The organism is Comamonas sp. 17RB, from assembly GCF_030056555.1.
In the GTDB taxonomy this organism is placed as follows: domain Bacteria; phylum Pseudomonadota; class Gammaproteobacteria; order Burkholderiales; family Burkholderiaceae_C; genus Comamonas; species Comamonas terrigena.
In genome coordinates this window covers 340,595-359,503 of the sequence record NZ_JASHHY010000003.1, presented here as the reverse complement: position 1 = coordinate 359,503, position 18,909 = coordinate 340,595, and the positions used below count along the sequence as shown (strand labels likewise).

Annotated in this window: 18 protein-coding genes; 9 read left to right on the top strand and 9 right to left on the bottom strand. The window is 66.2% G+C overall.

Features of this window, described 5'->3' with window-relative positions; all coding sequences use genetic code 11:
- The first annotated feature begins 62 nt into the window (after positions 1-62).
- Positions 63-1,346: an HlyD family secretion protein gene (locus QM470_RS07935; protein WP_283338825.1), complete on the top strand. Its 1,284-nt coding sequence runs from the start codon at positions 63-65 to the stop codon at positions 1,344-1,346.
- A gap of 34 nt (positions 1,347-1,380) precedes the next feature.
- Positions 1,381-3,009, top strand: a complete 1,629-nt coding sequence (locus QM470_RS07930) for a DHA2 family efflux MFS transporter permease subunit (protein ID WP_283338824.1) — start codon at positions 1,381-1,383, stop codon at positions 3,007-3,009.
- A 120-nt stretch (positions 3,010-3,129) separates the two neighbouring features.
- Here QM470_RS07930 and QM470_RS07925 read toward each other — a convergent pair whose 3' ends face one another.
- From QM470_RS07925 to QM470_RS07915, 3 genes are read right to left on the bottom strand one after another with little or no spacing between them, the layout of a single operon-like run.
- Positions 3,130-4,455, bottom strand: a complete 1,326-nt coding sequence (locus tag QM470_RS07925) for an MFS transporter (RefSeq protein ID WP_283338823.1) — start codon at positions 4,453-4,455, stop codon at positions 3,130-3,132.
- Between the two features lie 59 nt (positions 4,456-4,514).
- Positions 4,515-5,267, bottom strand: a complete 753-nt coding sequence (locus tag QM470_RS07920) for an SDR family NAD(P)-dependent oxidoreductase (RefSeq protein WP_283338822.1) — start codon at positions 5,265-5,267, stop codon at positions 4,515-4,517.
- Positions 5,268-5,277: 10 nt separating this feature from the next.
- Positions 5,278-6,123: an ureidoglycolate lyase gene (locus QM470_RS07915; protein ID WP_283338821.1), complete on the bottom strand. Its 846-nt coding sequence runs from the start codon at positions 6,121-6,123 to the stop codon at positions 5,278-5,280.
- Between the two features lie 91 nt (positions 6,124-6,214).
- Between QM470_RS07915 and QM470_RS07910 the strand changes: the two genes are divergently transcribed.
- Positions 6,215-7,189, top strand: a complete 975-nt coding sequence (locus QM470_RS07910) for a LysR family transcriptional regulator (RefSeq protein WP_066535732.1) — start codon at positions 6,215-6,217, stop codon at positions 7,187-7,189.
- A 68-nt stretch (positions 7,190-7,257) separates the two neighbouring features.
- On the opposite strand, the gene QM470_RS07905 is transcribed toward QM470_RS07910, so the two are convergent.
- Together QM470_RS07905 and QM470_RS07900 are read right to left on the bottom strand one after the other, a co-directional pair.
- Complete coding sequence (locus QM470_RS07905) at positions 7,258-8,502, bottom strand: multidrug effflux MFS transporter (RefSeq protein WP_283338820.1); 1,245 nt, start codon at positions 8,500-8,502, stop codon at positions 7,258-7,260.
- 186 nt (positions 8,503-8,688) lie between these two features.
- Positions 8,689-9,012, bottom strand: a complete 324-nt coding sequence (locus tag QM470_RS07900) for a tetratricopeptide repeat protein (RefSeq protein ID WP_283338819.1) — start codon at positions 9,010-9,012, stop codon at positions 8,689-8,691.
- A 172-nt stretch (positions 9,013-9,184) separates the two neighbouring features.
- Here QM470_RS07900 and QM470_RS07895 point away from each other — a divergent pair, with 172 nt between their 5' ends.
- Positions 9,185-9,553, top strand: a complete 369-nt coding sequence (locus tag QM470_RS07895) for a SpoIIAA family protein (protein WP_283338818.1) — start codon at positions 9,185-9,187, stop codon at positions 9,551-9,553.
- Positions 9,554-9,617: 64 nt separating this feature from the next.
- Here the strand turns inward: QM470_RS07895 and QM470_RS07890 are convergent, their stop codons facing one another.
- Entirely contained in the window at positions 9,618-11,126 is a 1,509-nt protein-coding gene (locus QM470_RS07890) for an MFS transporter (RefSeq protein WP_283338817.1), read from the bottom strand.
- Between the two features lie 112 nt (positions 11,127-11,238).
- On the opposite strand from QM470_RS07890, the gene QM470_RS07885 reads away from it, so the two are divergent.
- Together QM470_RS07885 and QM470_RS07880 are read left to right on the top strand one after the other, a co-directional pair.
- Entirely contained in the window at positions 11,239-12,129 is an 891-nt protein-coding gene (locus QM470_RS07885; RefSeq protein ID WP_283338816.1) for a LysR family transcriptional regulator, read from the top strand.
- A 234-nt stretch (positions 12,130-12,363) separates the two neighbouring features.
- Entirely contained in the window at positions 12,364-13,446 is a 1,083-nt protein-coding gene (locus QM470_RS07880; protein WP_283338815.1) for an MBL fold metallo-hydrolase, read from the top strand.
- 109 nt (positions 13,447-13,555) lie between these two features.
- Here the strand turns inward: QM470_RS07880 and QM470_RS07875 are convergent, their stop codons facing one another.
- Positions 13,556-14,566, bottom strand: a complete 1,011-nt coding sequence (locus QM470_RS07875; protein ID WP_283338814.1) for a Bug family tripartite tricarboxylate transporter substrate binding protein — start codon at positions 14,564-14,566, stop codon at positions 13,556-13,558.
- A 223-nt stretch (positions 14,567-14,789) separates the two neighbouring features.
- Between QM470_RS07875 and QM470_RS07870 the strand changes: the two genes are divergently transcribed.
- Entirely contained in the window at positions 14,790-15,041 is a 252-nt protein-coding gene (locus QM470_RS07870) for a VF530 family protein (RefSeq protein WP_066536230.1), read from the top strand.
- A 102-nt stretch (positions 15,042-15,143) separates the two neighbouring features.
- Here the strand turns inward: QM470_RS07870 and QM470_RS07865 are convergent, their stop codons facing one another.
- Entirely contained in the window at positions 15,144-15,698 is a 555-nt protein-coding gene (locus tag QM470_RS07865) for a DUF2889 domain-containing protein (protein ID WP_283338813.1), read from the bottom strand.
- A 174-nt stretch (positions 15,699-15,872) separates the two neighbouring features.
- The gene (locus tag QM470_RS07860) at positions 15,873-17,306 is read right to left on the bottom strand and encodes an aldehyde dehydrogenase family protein (RefSeq protein WP_283338880.1); all 1,434 of its coding nucleotides are present in this window, start codon (positions 17,304-17,306) and stop codon (positions 15,873-15,875) included.
- Positions 17,307-17,614: 308 nt separating this feature from the next.
- On the opposite strand from QM470_RS07860, the gene QM470_RS07855 reads away from it, so the two are divergent.
- Both QM470_RS07855 and ppa read left to right on the top strand, forming a co-directional pair.
- Positions 17,615-18,145, top strand: coding sequence for an Mpo1 family 2-hydroxy fatty acid dioxygenase (locus tag QM470_RS07855; RefSeq protein ID WP_283338812.1), 531 nt, complete (start codon positions 17,615-17,617; stop codon positions 18,143-18,145).
- A 169-nt stretch (positions 18,146-18,314) separates the two neighbouring features.
- Positions 18,315-18,842, top strand: coding sequence for an inorganic diphosphatase (gene ppa, locus QM470_RS07850; protein ID WP_280013584.1), 528 nt, complete (start codon positions 18,315-18,317; stop codon positions 18,840-18,842).
- The last annotated feature ends 67 nt before the right edge of the window (positions 18,843-18,909 follow it).

Sequence of the window (18,909 nt, the reverse complement as noted above, 5' to 3'; positions counted from 1 at the left end):
GCTGCTGTGCAGACTGCCCGGGGCGCAAAACCATTTACCGACATAACAAAGCGCCGAACATCATGACCGATAGCAAGAACAACGCCGCCGCAGCTCCCGCTGCCAATCCCCAGGGCCGCCGCAAAGGCCTTACCATCGTGGCTGCCGCCGTGGCCGTCGCAGCCGTCGCGTGGGGAGGCTGGCACTGGATGGTGGCCCGCAACTACCAGACCACCGACAACGCCTATGTAGCAGGCAATGTGGTGCAGATCACACCCCAGGTGGGCGGGACCGTCGTCAGCATTGGTGCGGACGACACCGATTACGTGAAGCCCGGCCAGGTGCTGGTGCAGCTCGACACCGCCGACGCCCTGGTGGCCCTGGCACAGGCCGAATCGCAGCTGGCCCAGACCGTGCGCCAGGTGCGCACGCTGTACGCCAACAACGCGCCGCTGGCCGCCCAGGTGGCCCAGCGCGACGCCGATCTGCTGCGCCTGCAGGCCGACCTCGGCCGTGCCAGGGACGACGTGGAGCGCCGCCGCCCGCTGACGGCCACGGGCGCCGTGGGCAAGGAAGAGTTTGACCATGCCCAGAGCGTGCTCAAGACCGCCAGCAACGCCGTGGTAGCGGCCGAAGCCGCTGTGCGTGCTGCCAAGGCCCAGCTGGTGGCTGCCGAAGCCCAGACCCAGGGCAGCACCGCCGAGGCCCACCCCAGCGTGCAGGCCGCTGCCGCCAAGGTGCGTGAAGCCGCGCTGGCATTGCAGCGCACCCGCCTGGTGGCACCGGTGGAGGGCTATGTCGCCAAGCGCGGCGTGCAACTGGGCCAGCGTGTGGCCGCCGGTGCACCGTTGATGACGGTGGTGGGCCTGCACCAGCTGTGGGTGGATGCCAACTTCAAGGAAAGCCAGCTGGCCGAGCTGCGCATTGGCCAGAAGACCGAGCTGACGGCCGATGTCTATGGCGACAAGACGGTCTACCACGGCACCGTGGTGGGGCTGGGAGCGGGTACGGGCGCGGCGTTCTCGCTGCTGCCTGCGCAAAACGCCTCGGGCAACTGGATCAAGGTGGTGCAGCGCGTGCCGGTGCGCATCAGCCTGAACCCCGAAGACCTGGCAGCCCATCCGCTGCGTGTGGGCCTGTCGATGGAGGCCAAGGTGGATGTGCGCGACCGGGACGGCACGGCTTTGGCGTCGGCACCGCGTACCGAGCCGGTGGCGCAGACGGCGGTGTATGACGCCGCACTGCCGCAGACCGAGGAGCGCATCACCCGCATCATCTCCGGTCAGAGCGTGCCGGTGCTGCAGCAGCTGCCCGCCCCGGTGGCGGTTTCCGCTGCGGCTCCGGCGGCAGACAAGGCTGCGCAGTAAACCGCCCGGTATCTGAACTGGAGCGGATCCGCGTATGACTTCTTCCTCTACGGTCGCACCCGGCGATAGCCCGGGGGCGCTGCCTTCTTCTCCGCCCACGCCTCCCAGTCCGCCAGCCTTGCCGGCACGGCCGGAGCCGCTCAAGGGCGCGCAGCTGGTGCTGGGCACGGTGGCCCTGTCGCTGGCCACGTTCATGAACGTGCTCGATTCGTCCATCGCCAACGTAGCCATTCCGGCCATCTCGGGCGATGTGGGCGTCAGCCCGAGCCAGGGCACCTGGGTGATCACCAGCTTCGGTGTGGCCAACGCCATCAGCGTGCCGCTGACCGGCTGGCTCACCCAGCGCTTTGGCGCGGTGCGGCTGTTCACCATGAGCGTGCTGCTGTTCGTGCTGACGTCCTGGCTGTGCGGTTTTGCCGGATCGCTGGAAACGCTGGTGCTGTTCCGCGTGCTGCAAGGCCTGGTGGCCGGGCCCATGATTCCGCTGTCGCAGACGCTGCTGCTGTCCAGCTACCCGCCTTCGCGCGCCGGTACGGCGCTGGCGCTGTGGGGCATGACCACGCTGGTGGCACCAGTGGTGGGGCCGCTGCTGGGCGGCTGGATCACCGACAACATTTCCTGGCCGTGGATCTTCTACATCAATGTGCCGGTGGGCCTGCTGTCGGCGCTGCTGACCTGGAACATCTACCGCAGCCGCGAGACGGCCACGCGCCAACTGCCCATCGATACCGTGGGCCTGTCTCTGCTGGTGCTGTGGGTCGGTGCGCTGCAGCTGATGCTGGACAAGGGCAAGGAACTGGACTGGTTCGCCTCGGGCGAGATCATCACCATGGCCGTGGTGGCGCTGGTCAGCTTTGTGGTGTTCGTGGTCTGGGAACTGACCGACGCCCACCCGGTGGTAGAGCTGCGTCTGTTCATGCGGCGCAACTTTGCCGCCGGCTCGCTGGCGCTGTCGATTGCCTATGGGGTGTTCTTCGGCAATGTGGTGCTGCTGCCGCTGTGGCTGCAGCAGTGGCTGGGCTACACCAGCACGACCGCCGGCATGGCGCTGGCGCCGGTGGGCATTCTGGCCATTGTGCTGACCCCGCTGGTCGGCAAGAAGGTGGGCAGCTGGGATCCGCGCTGGATGGCCACGGGCGCGTTTGTGGTGTTTGCCACGGTGCTGTGGATGCGTTCGCATTTCACCATCGAGACGGACTTCTTCCATATCCTGATTCCCACCTTGATCCAGGGTGTGGCCATGGCCTTCTTCTTCATCCCGTTGACCACCATCACACTCAGCGGGCTGACGCCGGACCGCATCCCGGCGGCGGCCGGCCTGTCCAACTTTGTGCGCATCACCGCGGGCGCCATGGGCACGTCGATCGCCACCACGCTGTGGGACAGCCGCGCCACCATGCACCATGCCCACCTGACGGAAACGCTGGTGCAGGGCCAGGGGACGTTCGCGATCACGCTGAACCAGCTGCAGGCCGCCGGCATGACGCAGGAGCAGGCGCTGGCGCAGATCAACCGGCTGATCGACCAGCAGGCGTTCACCCTGGCGGCCAACGACATCTTCTGGGCTTCGTCGGTGCTGTTCCTGGTGCTGATCGTGCTGATCTGGCTGACCAAGCGTCCGGTAGGCCATGCCGGTGCCGCCGATGCCGGAGGAGCGCACTGAGCGGGTGACGGCAGGCTTCTGTGGGTGGTGGCGAGTCGCTGTCACTGCCACTTCCCTTGCAGCTTCCCCATGAAAAAAAGCCCGCCATATCTACGGCGGGCTTTTTTGCGGGACGGAATGTCAGCTGCGGGTGCGCTCGTAGAAGCGCTGTGGCAGGCCCCAGGCAATGATGATGAAGCTCACCACCAGCGCTGCAGCCAGGGCGTACAGCCCCATGGACGCGCTGCCGGTGACATCCTTGACCTTGCCCACCATGTAGGGGCTGATCAACCCCCCCAACTGGCCGATGGAGTTGATCAGGGCGATCCCGGCAGCGGCGGCCATGCCGGTCAGAAAACGCTGGGGGAAGACCCAGAACAGACCGATGGCGGAGATCACACCCGTGGCCGCCAGCGTCAGACCGAACAGCAGCGCCACCGTGTGTTCGCTGTACATGCCGCAGATGAAGTAGCCCGCGCCGCCAAGCAAGGCCGTCAAAGCCAGGTGCCAACGGCGTTCGCCGGTGCGGTCGGAGTTCTTGCCCAGCAGGATCATGGTCACGCCGGCGACCAGATAGGGAATGGCCGAGATCAGGCCGATGGCAAACGTGTCCTGTGTGCCAGCGGTCTTGATGAGCTGGGGCATCCAGAACACCAGGCCATAGATGCCGCCGGCCAGGCACAGATAGATGATCGACAGAATGTAGGTCGCGGGTTCGCGCAGCGCCGCACCGAAATGGTGGGTGTCCGCCTGCTTGGCATCGCGGCTGACCATGCTGCTCCAGAACTGCCGGTCGCTGGCGCTGAGCCATTTGGCATGCTCGATTTCATCGTCTAGGTGGAACCAGACGATGATGCCCAGCACGATGGAAGGAAGGCCTTCCAGCAGGAACAGCCATTGCCAGCCATGCAGGCCCATGGCGCCATCCGTGAACTTCATGATGCCGCCCGAAATGGGGCCGCCGATGATGCCGCAGAAGGCAATGCCGGACATGAAGATGGTGTTGATGCGGCCCCGGCGCTGGGCGGGGAACCACTTGGTGAAGTAGTACAGGGCGCCGGGCACAAATCCCGCCTCCAGGGCACCGACCAGAAAACGGATGAAGTAAAAGCCCATCTCGCTGGTGACGAACATGGTGCAGGCCGAGGCAATGCCCCAGGTCACCATGATGCGCATGATCCAGATGCGGGCACCCACCCGGTGCAGGATCATGTTGCTGGGCACTTCAAACAGGAAGTAGCCAATGAAGAAGATGCTGGCGCCCAGGCCATAGACCGCATCCGAAAAGCCCAGCTCGCTTTGCATCTGCAGCTTGGCAAAGCTGATGTTCACACGGTCCAGGTAGGCCATGACCCAGCAGATCACCAGCAAGGGGATGAAGCGCCAGAAGACTTTGCCGTAGATCTCCTTCTCGCGTGAAACTTCCCCGGTGTTCAATCCACTTTCTACGTGCAGCGTTGTGCTCATAGCTTGTCTCCTTTTTTATTGATGGAACACGCCGCTATGCTGCGGCGTTGTCAGTCCGGTCAGTAGGTCGCCCGGCCGCCGGAAAGATCGAATACCGCGCCGGTGGTGAACGAGTTTTCCTCGCTCACCAGCCAGCCCACCAGCGATGCAATCTCGTCGACCTGGACGAAGCGGCCGCGGGGAATCTTGGAGAGCATGTAGTCGATGTGCTGCTGCGACATCTGGTCGAAGATCTTGGTCTTGGCCGCCGCCGGGGTGATGGCGTTGACCGAGATGTTCTGGCCGGCGGTTTCCTTGCCGATGCTCTTGGTCAATGCAATGACACCGGCCTTGGACGCACTGTAGGCACAGGCATTGGGGTTGCCTTCCTTGCCGGCGATGGACGCCACGTTCACCACCCGGCCATAACCCTGGGTCAGCATGCCCTTGAGCAGCACCTTGTTGACGTTGAACGTGCCATGCAGGTTCACCTTGATCACCTGGTCCCATTCCGCAGCCGGGTAGTCGACCGTGGGGGCGTTGGCGCCCGCAATGCCGGCACTGTTCACCAGAATGGAGATCGGTCCCAGGGCGGCCGTGGTGTCGGCGCTGGCCTGCTCCACGCTGGCCATGTCCGTGATGTCGGTGACGACGGTGTGCACGGTGCCTCTGGCCTGCAGGTTCTGCTGCGCCGTCTGCAGGGCGTGGGGATCGCGGTCCCAGATGGCCACGGCTGCGCCTCCGTCGAGAAGCCGTTCCACCACGGACAGGCCAATGCCTTGGGCGCCGCCGGTGACCACCGCCACCTTGCCTGCGAAGTCGTACTGGTTCATGTTCATCTCCTTACGCGGCAATCACGCGCTGTTGCTGTTCGCCCAGGCCATCGATGCCCAGGCGCATGGTCTGGCCTGCGCGCAGGTACACCGGTGCGGGCTTGATGCCCATGCCCACGCCGGGCGGGGTGCCGGTGGAGATGACATCGCCGGGGTGCAGCGTCATGAACCGGCTGAGGTAGGCAATGATCTCCGGCACCTTGAAAATCATCGTGGCGGTGCTTCCGTCCTGGTAGCGGTGGCCATCGACTTCCAGCCACAGCCGGAGCTGGTGCGGATCCGGCACCTCGTCCCTGGTGACCAGCCAGGGGCCGGTGGGGCCGAAGGTGTCGCAACCCTTGCCCTTGTCCCAGGTGCCTCCGCGCTCGATCTGGTATTCGCGTTCCGACACATCGTTGACCACGCAGTAGCCCGCCACATGTTCCATGGCCTGGCTGGCATCGATGTAGGACGCGGTTTTGCCGATGACGATGCCCAGCTCCACTTCCCAGTCGGTCTTGACCGAGCCGCGCGGAATCTTGACGTCGTCATTGGGGCCGACAACGGCCGAGGTCCATTTGTTGAAGACCACGGGCTCCTGGGGGATGGGCATGTTCGATTCGGCAGCATGGTCGGCATAGTTCAGGCCGATGCAGATGAACTTGCCGATCTGGCCCACACAGGCGCCCAGGCGGGGCTGGCCGGCCACCAGCGGCAGGGTGGCGAGATCCATGGCCGCCAGCTGGGTCACGGCGGCACTGGCCAGGAATTTCCCGTCAATGTCCGCCGTCAGGGCGGAGATGTCCCGGATGCGACCTTCCGGGTCCAAAACCCCTGGCTTCTCCGCACCGGCTGGGCCATAACGCAACAACTTCATACAACGTCTCCAAGTAATTCATTCGACGCTGCGCAGTCTAGGAGTCGCCAGCAGGCGCGCGCATGCGGAAGACAGGTCCAGGTAGAACAAAATGGAATCTCCGGAGAAACCCGAGCAGGATGTGGCGCAGCAGCTGGCCAGCCTGCATGCCATGGGCGGCCGGCTCAAGTTCAAGCAGCTCAAGCTGCTCATCGCCATCGAAGACATGGGCTCGGTGCACCAGGCCGCCGTGCTGCTGCACATGTCGCAGCCGGGCGTGAGCAAGGCCCTGCGCGAAATAGAGGAAGCGATCGGCGTCACCTTGTTTGCCCGCACCCCGCAGGGCCTGGTGCCGACCGATATGGGGCGCTGTGCCATCCGGTATGCGCGCCTGATGCTGTCCAGCCTGGCACACATGCACAAGGAGCTGCTGGGCATGTCCCGCACTTCCGGTGTGCGCATTGCCGTGGGCACGATTGCGGGCGCATTGGCGGCCGTGCTGGCCAATGCCCTGATTGCCTTTCACCGGCTGCACCCGGATGTGACGGTCGAGCTGCAGGAGGGCACCAGTGCCGACCTGCTGGAAGGTCTGCAAAGCGGGGTGCTGGACCTGGCGCTGTGCCGGACATCGGTGGCCCGGCGCACCGATATCTTCCATTTCGAGTGGCTGCGCGAGGAAGAGGTGGCGGTGGCGGTCTCGCCCATGCATGCGCTCAGCCGCACCCCGGATGTCGGCTGGGAACAGGTGGCGCAGTACCCGTGGATTCTGTTTCCCGGCCACATGCCGCTGCGCACCCTGCTGGAGCGCGAGGCGGCCAGCAATGGGGTGGTGCTGGCGTTCAGGCCGGTGGAGACCTCATCGACGTTTGCCACCGCGCTGCTGCTGAACAAAAGCCCCGACATGGTGGCCCTGATGTCGCTGGAGACCCTGCAGTTTTTCGAGGCCCGGCAGACGCTGGCACGGCTGGACCTGAAGGTGCATGCCAATGCGGAGCCTTACGGCCTGGTGACCCGCGTCGGGGCGCCGGAGTCCGCGGCACTGACGGCGCTGAAGGCCTGTATCCGCAGGCAGGCCCTGTCGGCCTGAAGCCTGCCTGGAGCCGGCGGGACACCGGCCCGTGATCGCAGCACCACGCGGGCGTGGTGCTGCCGGGCTCACTGTGCCTGGGCTGTCTGGCGGCCGCGTGCAGTCCCCAGCGTGATCCACGTCAGCGCCACGCCGCACAGCGCGCCGGTGGCCATGCCCACCACCATGGGCAGGGGCTTGCCGGTGGAGAACAGGCCCACCAGTTGCATGGCGATAGCGCCCATGAGCATCTGCAGCGTGCCCAGCAGGGCCGACGCGGCGCCGGCAATGGCGCCATGCTCTTCCAGGGCCAGCACGGAGGTAGTGGGAATCACCAGACCCATGAAGGCACTGGCAATGAAGTACAGCGCCATTAGCACCGCCAACTGGTCACCGCCCAGCAGGTAGTAGGTCAGCAGCGCGACCATGACCACACCGCTGGCGCTGGCGGCCAGCTTGACCACGGTGGCCAGGCCGAAGCGCTGGCCCAGCGCGCCGGTGAACTGCGCGGCGCCGATGAAGGCCACGGCATTCAGTGCAAACGCCATGCTGTACTGCGTGGTGGAGAGACCGTAGTGGTTGATCAGCACAAAGGGCGAGCCGGCCAGGTAGACGAAAAAGCCCGCCATGGCGCAGGCCCCGATGAAGACCAGACCCAGGTAGTGCGTGTCACGCAGCAGCAGCGCATAGGCGCGGAACGTGTCGGCCAGCTGGCTGTCGCCGCGTGCCGCTGGGCCACGGGTTTCGGGCAGGCCGCGCACCATGGCCAGCATGCCCAGCACCGCGGCCGCCGTGACCGCCCAGAACACCCAGCGCCAGCCGCCCAGCCCGATCACCGCGCTGCCGGCCAGCGGTGCCAGGATGGGCGAGACGCTGAACACCAGCATCAGCAGCGACATCATACGGGCCGCCTCGTGGCCGGTGTGCAGGTCACGCACCACGGCGCGGGGAATCGCCATGCCGGCTGCCGCACCCAGACCCTGGATGAAGCGCAGCACCACTAGGGTCTGAATGTCCAGCGCCAGCGCGCAGCCGATGCTGGCCAGCACAAAGATGGCCAGGCCCAGGTACAGCGGCTTTTTGCGGCCCCACAGATCGGCCAGCGAGCCGAACAGCGGCTGGCCCACGCCCAGTGCCAAAAAGAAGGCCGTCAGGCTGGCCTGCACGGCCGATACCGGCGCGTTCAGGCTGGCGCCGATCTGCGGCAGCGCCGGCAGGTACATATCGATGGCAAACGGCCCGATGGCCGAGAGCAGGCCGAGGATCAGGACCAGACGCAGGGCGGAAGCAGGGGCAGGTGAGGAAGCAGGGTTCGAAACGGGCAAATCAGACATAGGGGCGGGATTGTCGCGGATGGGCGAGGTTGCTGTGCGGAAAGGGCACTGGATGCCCTTGGATGGCTGGCTGCGTCTGCTGGGAGCGCGCAGATGGCGCAGCGGGTGGCGAGGAGGGGCCGGGTGGTATGCACATGCCGCTGCCGATGTTGATGGCGATGCGCTTGCAGGCGGTTTGCACCGCACTCAACCCTGCTGTTTGTCCAGCCGTTTCAGGAACACCCCCAGCTCTTTCACCACCTGGGCATCGCCCTTGTCCTGGGCGCAGGCCAGGCCGTGCTCCCAGGCCTGGCGCGCGGCGGTGGGGTTGTCCAGTGCGAGCTGGGCTTTGCCCAGCAGCTTCCAGGCCACGGAATAGTGCGGGTCCAGTGCGGTGGCGCGCAGCAGGTGCTCCAGCGCAGTCGCGGGCTGCGCATCGTCCAGCGCGGCCTTGCCCAGGGTGTAGCGCAGCAGCGCGGTTTCCTTGCCGGTATCCAGCAGTGCCTGCAGGCGTTGTGTCATGGGGTTCATGGTCCAGTCCCTCGCGCAATGCATGCGCTGAACGCCATCTTGCCTGCGGTGCAGCACACGCACGCGGTGTAGGGGCTGCCATCGGTGTCCTAAACCATCGATGGCAGTGCAGGCACTGCAGGCGCGGCCAGTCCGCCGTACAGTGAAGGTCTGCGACTCCAGGAGCGCTGCCATGCTCACGTTCACCTTGATGAAGCCCGAAGGTATTTTGCGCCTGCACCCCAGCGGCCCGCTGACCGAGCAGGACTTTGAGCGGCTGCGGACCGAGGTGGATGCCTATCTGATGGGCCACGCCCGGCTGAATGGGGTGCTGGTGCGGGCGGCCGAGTTTCCCGGCTGGGAGAACTGGGCCGGGTTCAGCGCCCACATGCATTTTGTGCAGGCACACCACAAGCGGGTGGAACGCATAGCCCTGGTGACCGACAGTGCGGTGGCGGGCCTGGGCGAGTTTCTGGCCGAGCATTTCACTTCGGCCGAGGTGCGGCGTTTTGCACTGGCCGATGAGCGGCTGGCGCTGCAGTGGCTGCAAGCGGCGTCATGAGGGCCGTAGCAGGGTAGTGCAGCGGCCATGAAGGAAGCAGCCGCGCAGCCATGCACAAGCCGGTTCAGCGCATGCGCCAGCGCACCAGTGCGGCGGCGGTCATCAGCAGTGCCGAGGCGCTGAGCAGCACCGCGGTAAAGCCCTGGTCAAAGGCCGTGTGGGCGGCGTGCACCAGCGGCTGCGCAACGGCCGCGGGCAGGCCTTCGGCGGCCAGCAGTGCTTCGTCCAGGCTGTCGCGCACACTGGCAGGCAAGGCTCCGGCCGCCGCAGGCAGTGCCAAGCTGTGGGCATAGACTGCCGAGAGCATGCTGCCCATCAGCGTCACGCCCAGGGCGCCCCCCAGCTCGTACGACACTTCTTCCACCGAGGCGGCCATGCCCGCGCGCTCGGGCGCGGCACTCATCAGGATGGTGGCCGATGCCGCCGTCATGGTGGCGCCCACGCCAAAGCCCAGCACCGCCAGGCTCAGCGCCTGCCATGGCGTGGCGGCCAGGTGCACCCACCAATAGGCCGCCATGCCCAGGCCGGCGATCAGCAGCGCGCGCGCCAGCAGCAGCGGGCTGCCCCAGCGGTGCAGCAGCCGCCCGGCAATGGGGCCGGCCACAAACGCCGCCACCGGCAGGGGCAGCGTGGCCCAGCCGGCTTCCAGGGGGGAATAGCCCGCCACCAGTTGCAGCCGCTGGCTGAACACCAGCTGCATGCCCAGCAGCGCCGCTGACGAGGTCAGTGCAGCCACCACCGCCATGCTGAACGTCAGGTTGCGGAACAACTCCAGGTCCAGCAGCGGGTGGGCGCTGCGGCGCTGGCGGCGCACAAAGATGGCCAGAAACGCCGTGCCCAGCAGCAGGGACAGCAGGGCCATGGCCCAGTCCGGTACGGCCTTGCCCGCTTCCTTGATGGCATAGGTGCAGGCCACCAGGCCCACCATCACCTGCAGGCTGGCGATGCCGTCCCATGGGCGCTGGCGGTCGCCGTGCGAGGGGGCGATATAGCGCCAGGCCAGCGGCAGCGTGACCAGCACGATGGGCACGTTGATCAGGAACACCGCACCCCACCAGAAATGTTCCAGCAGTGCGCCGCCCACCACCGGACCGAAGGCCGCGCCGCCCGACGCCACCGAGGCCCAGATGCCGATGGCCAGGGCGCGTTCCTTGTCATCACTGAAGCTCAGCCGGATCACCGACAGCGTGGCCGGCATCATCATGGCGGCGCCCACGCCCAGCAGCGCACGCGCCGCAATCAGCACGCCGGTGTCGGGTGCAAACGCCGCCAGCAGCGAGGCCGCGCCAAAAACCACCAGACCTGACAGCAGCAGTGTCTTGTGACCGAGCTTGTCGCCCAGCGTTCCCATGCCCAGCAGCAGGCCCGAGACCACCAGCGCGTAGATGTTGATGATCCACAGCTTGGCCGAGGCGCTGGCCGCCAGATCGTGTGTCAGCCGGGGCAGGGCGGTGTAGAGCACCGTCATGTCGATGACGATCAGCAGCAGGGCCACGGACACAATGCCCAGCACCAGCCAGCGGTGGCGCGCGGCAGGGGCGGAGTGGAGGGGAGGAGAAACAGACAGGACCATGACAAAACCAGTGCGTATCAGCCAGCACTCCGGTCATTCCGGAGCGCAAAGACCGCATGATTCATCAATTTATTGATTTGAAGAAGTTTGGTTTAATCAATAAAATTGATGCATGGAATGGACACTCGAACGCCTGAACCAGTTTATTGCCGTGGCCGAATGCGGCTCGATGACGCAGGCCGCCCGTCGCCTGGGCCGGGCGCAGTCGGCCGTGAGCATGGCCATGGGCTTGCTGGAGGCCGATCTGGGCGTGGCCCTGTTCAGCCGTGCCGGCCGCAGTGTGCAGCTCACCCCGGCCGGCAGCGTGATGTTGCTCGAAGCCCGCGCGCTGCTGCACCAGGCCCAGGCACTGGAGCTGCGGGCCCGTGCACTGGCCGCAGGCCAGACCGCCACCTTGTGCATGGCGCTGGACGAGGCGCTGCCCTACCCGCCGATCGCCCGCCTGCTGCGCGAGCTGGCCCTGCACTATCCGGCGCTGGAGCTGACGGTGCTCAACGGCACGGCGGCCGAAGTGGCGCTGGCCGTGCAAAGCCAGCGGGCCCAGCTGGGCTTTCAGTTTGACCGGGGGGTGGTCGGCGGGCAGTTTGCCCAGTGCGCCGTGGCCAGCGTGCCGCAGATGGTGTGTGTGGCGCACGACCATCCGCTGGCACGGCAGCCCCGTGTCAGCCGCCAGGCCCTGGCTGCGCAGCGGCAGCTGGTGATGTGCATCGAAGGCGTGGAAGAGCTGGTGTTCAGCCCCCGCGTGTGGCGCTCGGACAGCTTTTATGTGCTGGCCGACATGGTGGCCGATGGCTTGGGCTGGGCCATCCTGCCGCGTAACATCATCGAGTACGGCGAGGGACTGTCACGCCTGAGCGTGCTGCATTGCCCCGAGTTGCTGCTGCCGCCGCTGGCCGTGCGCATGCTGACGCTGCAAGGCGCGGTGCTGGATGCCACCGCGCAGTGGATCCAGCAGCGCATGGCCGAGGTGCTGATGCCGGAGGACCAGGGTCTGGTCCCCTGAGTGCGGAAAGCGCGCTGTGCCGCCGGGAGGGTCTTTGTACCCTGGTGCTGCATGCTTTTTCTCTGCAAACCTTGGTGCATAAATCACGGCAGAACCCTGTACAGATGGCACAGTTTGCTCATTTTTCTGCAGGAATGGCTGTGCCATGGCGTTCACCCGCAGCGCCTCGGTCTTGTGGCAGCCGGCGCTGCCCCCATCTGTGGCAGTCTGTGGACTTCTGACCTCTTTCGCGCCATGCCACTCTCCAACCCCTTGGCCCGTTTCTTTCGCAGCCCGGTTGTGGCCTATCCGCAATCGCCCCAGTTTGCGGGCGGGCGCTTTCGTAACATCCACCCCCGTCCTGCCCAGGGGCCGCAGCCCGGCGCCAAGGTGATGTGGGATTTCTTTTTCAACAAGCCGCGCAACTCGGAGCCGGTGGCACCGCTGCCGGTGCAGCCGATCACCCGTGCACAGCTGGAGGTGGCGCCCGAGCGCAGCCTCTACCGCATCGGCCACTCCACCTTGTTGATGAAGCTGCGTGGGGGCTGGTGGATCACCGACCCAGTGTTTGCCGAACGTGCCTCCCCGCTGGCGTTCTTCGGGCCCAAGCGCTTTCATGCACCGCCCATTGCCTTGGCGGAGTTGCCACCGCTGCGCGGCGTGCTGCTGTCGCACGACCATTACGACCACCTGGACCGCGCCACGGTGCGGATTCTGGCGGCCAAAACCGATCTGTTCATCTGTACCTTGGGCGTGGGGGACCGGCTGATGGCCTGGGGCGTGCCGGCCGCCAAGGTGCAGCAGTACGATTGGTGGCAGGGCACGCAGGTGGACGGGTTGCGTTTCACAGCCACACCGGCCCAGCATTTTTCGGGCCGCAGCCTGCGCGACGGCAACCGCACGCTGTGGGCCTCCTGGGTGATCGAAGACCTGGAAAGCACGCAAGCGCTGCGCATCTTCTTCAGCGGCGATGGCGGCTACTTTGACGGTTTCACGCAGATCGGCCGGCAGTTTGGCCCCTTCGATGTGACGCTGATGGAGACCGGTGCCTACAACGAACACTGGCCCTATGTGCACATGCACCCGGCGCAGACCGTGCAGGCCCACCAGGATCTGGGGGGCAAATGGCTGCTGCCCATCCACAACGGCACCTTCAACCTGGCCATGCATGCCTGGTGGGACCCGTTCGAGCGCGTGGTGGACCTGGCCGAGGCCCAGGCCATTGCTGTGGCCACGCCGCTGATGGGCGAGCGGCTGGACCTAGCCGCCCCCCATGCCGGTGAGCGCTGGTGGCGGGCGCTGGTGCCGGTGGAGGAGGGGGAGCCCCGTACCGCGTGATATGGCGTGGCAGGCAGTACCCATGCAGGGCTGCCCTGGTGGGTGGCGCAGACCTGTGTGGGTCGAGTGCAGGGAGGTGGGCGGTGGGCCGAGCCCCCGGAACGGGCGCTCAGTCCAGGCTGATATGGCTCTGGCGGATCACCTCGGCAAAGCGCTGGTGCTCGGCGGCAATGAACTGTTCCAGCTGTTTGCGGGTGGCGGGAAAAGGCGTGTAGCCAAAGCTCTGGAACTTGGCGCGCGCTTCGGGGGTGTCCAGTGCGGCCTGGGCATCCTGGCGGATCTGCTCTGCCACGGCAGGCGGCAGGCCGACTGGGGCCACCAGGGCGTTCCAGCCCGAGACTTCCAGCCCTTGCGGGCCACCGGATTCCCCCACGGTGGGCACATCAGGAAAATCGGGCGAGCGCTGCGGTGCCGCAATTGCCAGAAAGCGCAGCTTGCCCGCGCGCTGCAGCGGGCCGGCGGTGGCGGCGCTGCCCAGCGAGAAGTGCAGATCGCCAGTGGACACCGAGGTGTAGAGCTGCGAGGTTTCCTTGAACACCACATGCTGCATGCGGGTGCCGGTGCGGGCGGCCAGCAGTTCGGCCCCCAGGTGCACCGGGTTGCCCACCGACCAAGAGCCGTAGTTCAGCTGGCCCGGACGGGCCAGGGCATCGGCCACCAGCGCGCCCACCGAGCGGTAGGGGCTGTTCTGTGGAACCGTGATGAAAAAATAGGTCTTGAACAACGCCATCAGCGGCATGAAGTCGCGCTGTGGGTCGTAGGGCAGTTTTTTGAACAGGCTGGGGTAGGCGGACAGATGCAGACCGTCCAGCACGATCAGCGTGCTGCCGTCCTGGGGAGCGCGCTTGAAGGCCTCAATGGCAATGAAGCCGTTGCCGCCGGGGCGGTTCTCCACCACCACCGGTTGGCCCCAGCGGCGCGCCAGGCCATCGGCCAGCAGGCGGGCCACACCGTCCGGACCGCCGCCCACAGGGAAGGGGGTGATGATGCGCACCGGCTTGCCTGGGAAGGCAGGGGTGGACGGGGCCGCATGGGCCGCAGCAAGCGGCAGCGCGCCCAGAGTCCCCAGCGCCAGGACAGCGCCCAGGGCCCGGCGGGCCTGTGCAAAACGAGAGAGCATGGTGCAGTGCGGTGGCCGCAGGTGGGGCAGCGGCTCATTCCAAAAATGGGCTGCAGTGTACAAAAGCTGCAGCCGCGCCTGGGGCCTGTCGGCCCTGGTGGGGGCAAGGGTGTGGGGCGGCCCCAAGGGGCTGCTGCGTGCTAGGCATTTGCCCGCATTGCAGGACGCGGTGCGCAAAGGCCCTGGCTTGGCCGGCTGGCGGCCGGTACGCGACAATCGGCCCATGACGACCCCCTCTGCGCAGCAACCCCGCAACCCCTTGCACGGCATCACGCTGGAGCGCATCGTGACCGAGCTGGTGGACTACTACGGTTGGCCCGGCCTGGGCGACCGCATCCAGCTGCGCTGTTTCAATGTCGATCCCAGCATCACGTCCAGCCTGCGCTTTTTGCGCAAGACGCCCTGGGCGCGGGAAAAGGTGGAGGGGTTGTACCTGTTCATGCTGCGCGAGCAGCGGAGGTACGGAGAGCGCTGACAGATTCGCTTCTGCGCGGTGGCCGCTGCTGCGCCTGCAGCGCGGCGGCCTCGCAAGCCTGTGTGAAGGCCGTCTGCGCTGCGGCGCGCAACCGCTTCAGGTTCAGGCCTTGGGCTTGGCCTGGAAATGCACAAACTGCGGAAAGTGCTCGGCCACGCCGGGGCCGTCAAAGTCCCAGCCCTTGCACTGGCCCAGGTAGCGCGGCGGAGTGTCCGGGGCGGTGGTGAAGGCGCCGACAATGCTCTGGAAGGTGGCGGTGGCCATGCTTTGCAGCAGCTCGCGCATATGGGTGCAGCCGGCGATGGTGCCCAGGTGCGTCTCGATCGACTTGCGCCAGCCGCGTGCCATGCAGCTGCCCACCATCTTCTGCATGGCCTCCAGCGCGGCGGGGCAGCCACCCAGGGGGTGGGCATCCATCACGGCTTCGATGGACTGCACCACCAGCTGGGTGTTGACGGTGACCCGGATCCACATGTGGTGAATGGGGTCGCCTGCCTTGCGGATGCCGGGGCTGTTGACGCGGGGCACATTGACAGCCTTGGTGTCCAGCAGTTCGCCCTCGATGTCCCACAGCCCGTCCTCACGGACAAAGCTGTTGAAGTGGATGCGGCGGATATGCTGGGGCGTGCGGGCCACCGTGGGTGCGGACAAAGGCATGTGGGGCGTGGATATCAAAACGCAGCTGCATAGGCCGTGTCTTATGAATTTGATAGCGTGATGGCGGCTGCTGTGCACGGATGGCGCGCAACAGCCTGATTTGGTCTGCATCCTAGCGAAAAAGCCGGCGCCGCGCTGTCCGGTACGGCTCAGTGTGGTGCAGCGCCGCGGCGGTCAGCCATGGCGGATGGCCACGGTTTTCAGCACCGTGAAGCCGTATAGCGCTTCAAACCCTTTTTCGCGTCCGTGGCCGCTGGATTTGACGCCGCCAAACGGCAGTTCCACGCCGCCGCCCGCGCCGTAGTTGTTGACGAAGACCTGGCCGCAGCGCAGCGCCCGCGCCATGCGGAACTGGCGCGCGCCGTCACGCGTCCATACACCGGCCACCAGACCGAAATCCGTACCATTGGCCAGGCGAATGGCGTCGGCTTCATCGTCAAACGGCATGGCGGCCAGCACCGGGCCAAACACCTCTTCCTGCGCCAGGCGGTGGTCGGGCGGCACATCGCGCAGCAACGTGGGAGCCTGGTAGAAGCCGGATTCGGGCGCTTCCTCCACGATCTGGCCCTGGGCCACGACCGGAATGCCCGCCACCTGTGCGTCCGACAGGAAATCCCACACGCGCTGCTGCTGGCTCTGGCGGATCAGCGGACCCACATCCAGGTCCATGGCGGCCGGGCCCACACGCAGTGCGGCAAAGGCTTCGCCCAGGCGTTCCAGCAGCGGCTCGTAGATGCTGCGCTGTACCAGCAGGCGTGATCCGGCCGAACAGGTCTGGCCGGCGTTCTGCACGATGGCGTTGATGAGCGTGGGGATGGCTGCGTCCAGGTCGGCGTCTTCAAACACGATCTGCGGGCTCTTGCCTCCCAGCTCCAGCGTGACGGGCACATGGCGCTCGGCCGCAGCCTGCTGGATCAGCGTGCCCACATGGGGGCTGCCGGTGAAGCTGAGGTGGTTCACATCCGGGTGGCGGGCCAGCGCATCGCCCGCCTCATGGCCGTAGCCGGTCACGATGTTGATGCAGCCGGGCGGAAAGCCGGCCTCGGCAGCCAGCTGGGCCACGCGCAGCACGGAAAGGCAGGCGTCTTCCGCCGGTTTGACCACGCAGGTGTTGCCTGCTGCCAGCGCCGCGCCCACGCAGCGGCCGAAGATCTGCATCGGATAGTTCCAGGGCACGACATGGCCGGTCACGCCATGGGGCTCGCGCCAGGTCAGCACGCTGTAGCCGTCCTGGTAGGGAAGGGTGTCGCCGTGCAGCTTGTCGCAGGCGCCGGCGTAGAACTCGAAGTAGCGCGCCAGCGCCAGGGTGTCGGCCTGGGCCTGCTTGGTGGGTTTGCCGCAGTCGCGCTGCTCCAGTGCCGACAGCTCCATGCCGTGCTCCAGCACCAGGGCGGACAAGCGGGCCAGCAGGCGTCCGCGCTCGACGGCCGGCGTCTTGCGCCACACGGTCTCGTAGCACTGGCGCGCGGCAGAGACAGCCGTGGCAATGTCTTCGGCGTTGCCGCGCTGGATGTCTTCAAATGGCTGGCCGTCCGACGGATCGATCACCGCGATCGTGCGGCCGGAGGTGGACGGGACGGAGGCATTGGCGATGTAGTGGTAGAGCATGCCGGTCATTGTGGCGATCTGCGCGGACTGCGCCAGTCGCGCAGCCGTCATGGGGCGGTTGTACGGAGAGGCCGGCGCTTGGATGGTGCCGTTGGCCTGCGCACCGGTGCCCATGAGGTGGGTACGAAATGCTCTTAAAAGCGGAGCGTTCGGGAATTTCCCGCAGTCGCCGGCTTGCCCGCCGCTGCGCGGGATGCCCCCAGTGGACAAATGCCTGCGGGCGCCGGAATATGTGCCGAAGTGAACAAGCGTGCTTTTTTTGCTTCTATCCCTATTTTTCGCTCTGTAGCCCCAGCCGGAGACGCCCCATGAAAACCTTGACCGACCAGCTGTCGCAGTACGCCGACTACCACCGCGATCCGCGCAACATCCTGACCCATTTCTTTGGCGTCCCCATGATCCAGATGGCGGTGGTGATTCTGCTGTCGCGTCCGGCCTGGGATATCGTGGCCCTGGGTGGGGTGCCGGTGTCGCCCGCCGTGATTGCCGCCGTGCTGGCCTGTAGCTATTACGTGCTGCTGGACCTGCGCTACGGTCTGACCATGGCCGCGGTGCTGGCGGCCATGCTGGCCGTGGCCGCACCGCTGGCCCAACAGGCCACCAGCGTCTGGCTGGCCTGGGGCCTGGGCCTGTTTGCAGTGGGCTGGGTGATCCAGTTCATCGGCCACTATTACGAAGGGCGCAAACCGGCTTTCATGGACGATATCGTGGGTCTGCTGATCGGTCCGCTGTTCGTGATGGCGGAGATGGGCTTTGGCCTGGGCCTGCGCCGCGAGGTGCAGCAGGCCATCGAGGCACGCAGCGGCCCGGTGCGCCAGCGCCAGGCACCGGCCAGCTGAGAGGTGTTGGCGCGCAGGGGCATGCCCGCTGGATGGGGGCTGTGCGGCAGGCGCTGTGCCGGGCGGTGCGGATATTCCGTGCGGCTGCAAGAAGCCGGCAAGGGTGAACCCCTAAAATGCACGGGTTGGCCCCTTGCGGGCTTTTGTTTCAACCCACCCACACAGCACCATGTCTCTGAACAATGTGACCCCCGGCTCCAAGGCCCCTGAAGTCTTCAACGTCATCATCGAAATCTCGGCCAACTCCGCTCCCGTGAAGTACGAAGTGGACAAGGAAACTGGCGCCCTGTTCGTGGACCGCTTCATGGGCACGGCCATGCACTACCCCGTGAACTACGGCTATGTGCCCCAGACCCTGGCCGGCGACGGTGACCCGGTGGACGTGCTGGTGATGACCCCCTTCCCCCTGCCCAGCGGCGTGGTCGTGCCTTGCCGCGCGATCGGCATCCTGCAGATGGAAGACGAAGGCGGCGTGGACGGCAAGGTGTTGGCAGTGCCCACCCAGAAGCTGCTGCCTTCCTACGACAAGATCAACCACCTGAGCGATATCCATGAGCTGACCCTGCAGCAGATCGCCCACTTCTTCGAGCACTACAAGGACCTGGAAAAGGGCAAATGGGTCAAGGTGCTGGGCTGGAAGGGCGTGGATGTGGCCCACAAGGAAATCACCGACGGCATCGCTGCCTACAAGGGCTGATCTGCCGCAGGCGGTATCCCTATTGTCAGAATGGTTGGGCCGGCCGGCCTTCGCAGGCTGACATTGC

Excerpts from the sequence above, each read along its gene's own strand:
- QM470_RS07935 (WP_283338825.1), top strand. The coding sequence starts at position 63 with ATGACCGATAGCAAGAACAACGCCGCCGCAGCTCCCGCTGCCAATCCC.
- QM470_RS07930 (WP_283338824.1), top strand. The coding sequence starts at position 1,381 with ATGACTTCTTCCTCTACGGTCGCACCCGGCGATAGCCCGGGGGCGCTG.
- QM470_RS07925 (WP_283338823.1), bottom strand. The coding sequence starts at position 4,455 with ATGAGCACAACGCTGCACGTAGAAAGTGGATTGAACACCGGGGAAGTT.
- QM470_RS07920 (WP_283338822.1), bottom strand. The coding sequence starts at position 5,267 with ATGAACCAGTACGACTTCGCAGGCAAGGTGGCGGTGGTCACCGGCGGC.
- QM470_RS07915 (WP_283338821.1), bottom strand. The coding sequence starts at position 6,123 with ATGAAGTTGTTGCGTTATGGCCCAGCCGGTGCGGAGAAGCCAGGGGTT.
- QM470_RS07910 (WP_066535732.1), top strand. The coding sequence starts at position 6,215 with ATGGAATCTCCGGAGAAACCCGAGCAGGATGTGGCGCAGCAGCTGGCC.
- QM470_RS07905 (WP_283338820.1), bottom strand. The coding sequence starts at position 8,502 with ATGTCTGATTTGCCCGTTTCGAACCCTGCTTCCTCACCTGCCCCTGCT.
- QM470_RS07900 (WP_283338819.1), bottom strand. The coding sequence starts at position 9,012 with ATGAACCCCATGACACAACGCCTGCAGGCACTGCTGGATACCGGCAAG.
- QM470_RS07895 (WP_283338818.1), top strand. The coding sequence starts at position 9,185 with ATGCTCACGTTCACCTTGATGAAGCCCGAAGGTATTTTGCGCCTGCAC.
- QM470_RS07890 (WP_283338817.1), bottom strand. The coding sequence starts at position 11,126 with ATGGTCCTGTCTGTTTCTCCTCCCCTCCACTCCGCCCCTGCCGCGCGC.
- QM470_RS07885 (WP_283338816.1), top strand. The coding sequence starts at position 11,239 with ATGGAATGGACACTCGAACGCCTGAACCAGTTTATTGCCGTGGCCGAA.
- QM470_RS07880 (WP_283338815.1), top strand. The coding sequence starts at position 12,364 with ATGCCACTCTCCAACCCCTTGGCCCGTTTCTTTCGCAGCCCGGTTGTG.
- QM470_RS07875 (WP_283338814.1), bottom strand. The coding sequence starts at position 14,566 with ATGCTCTCTCGTTTTGCACAGGCCCGCCGGGCCCTGGGCGCTGTCCTG.
- QM470_RS07870 (WP_066536230.1), top strand. The coding sequence starts at position 14,790 with ATGACGACCCCCTCTGCGCAGCAACCCCGCAACCCCTTGCACGGCATC.
- QM470_RS07865 (WP_283338813.1), bottom strand. The coding sequence starts at position 15,698 with ATGCCTTTGTCCGCACCCACGGTGGCCCGCACGCCCCAGCATATCCGC.
- QM470_RS07860 (WP_283338880.1), bottom strand. The coding sequence starts at position 17,306 with ATGCTCTACCACTACATCGCCAATGCCTCCGTCCCGTCCACCTCCGGC.
- QM470_RS07855 (WP_283338812.1), top strand. The coding sequence starts at position 17,615 with ATGAAAACCTTGACCGACCAGCTGTCGCAGTACGCCGACTACCACCGC.
- ppa (WP_280013584.1), top strand. The coding sequence starts at position 18,315 with ATGTCTCTGAACAATGTGACCCCCGGCTCCAAGGCCCCTGAAGTCTTC.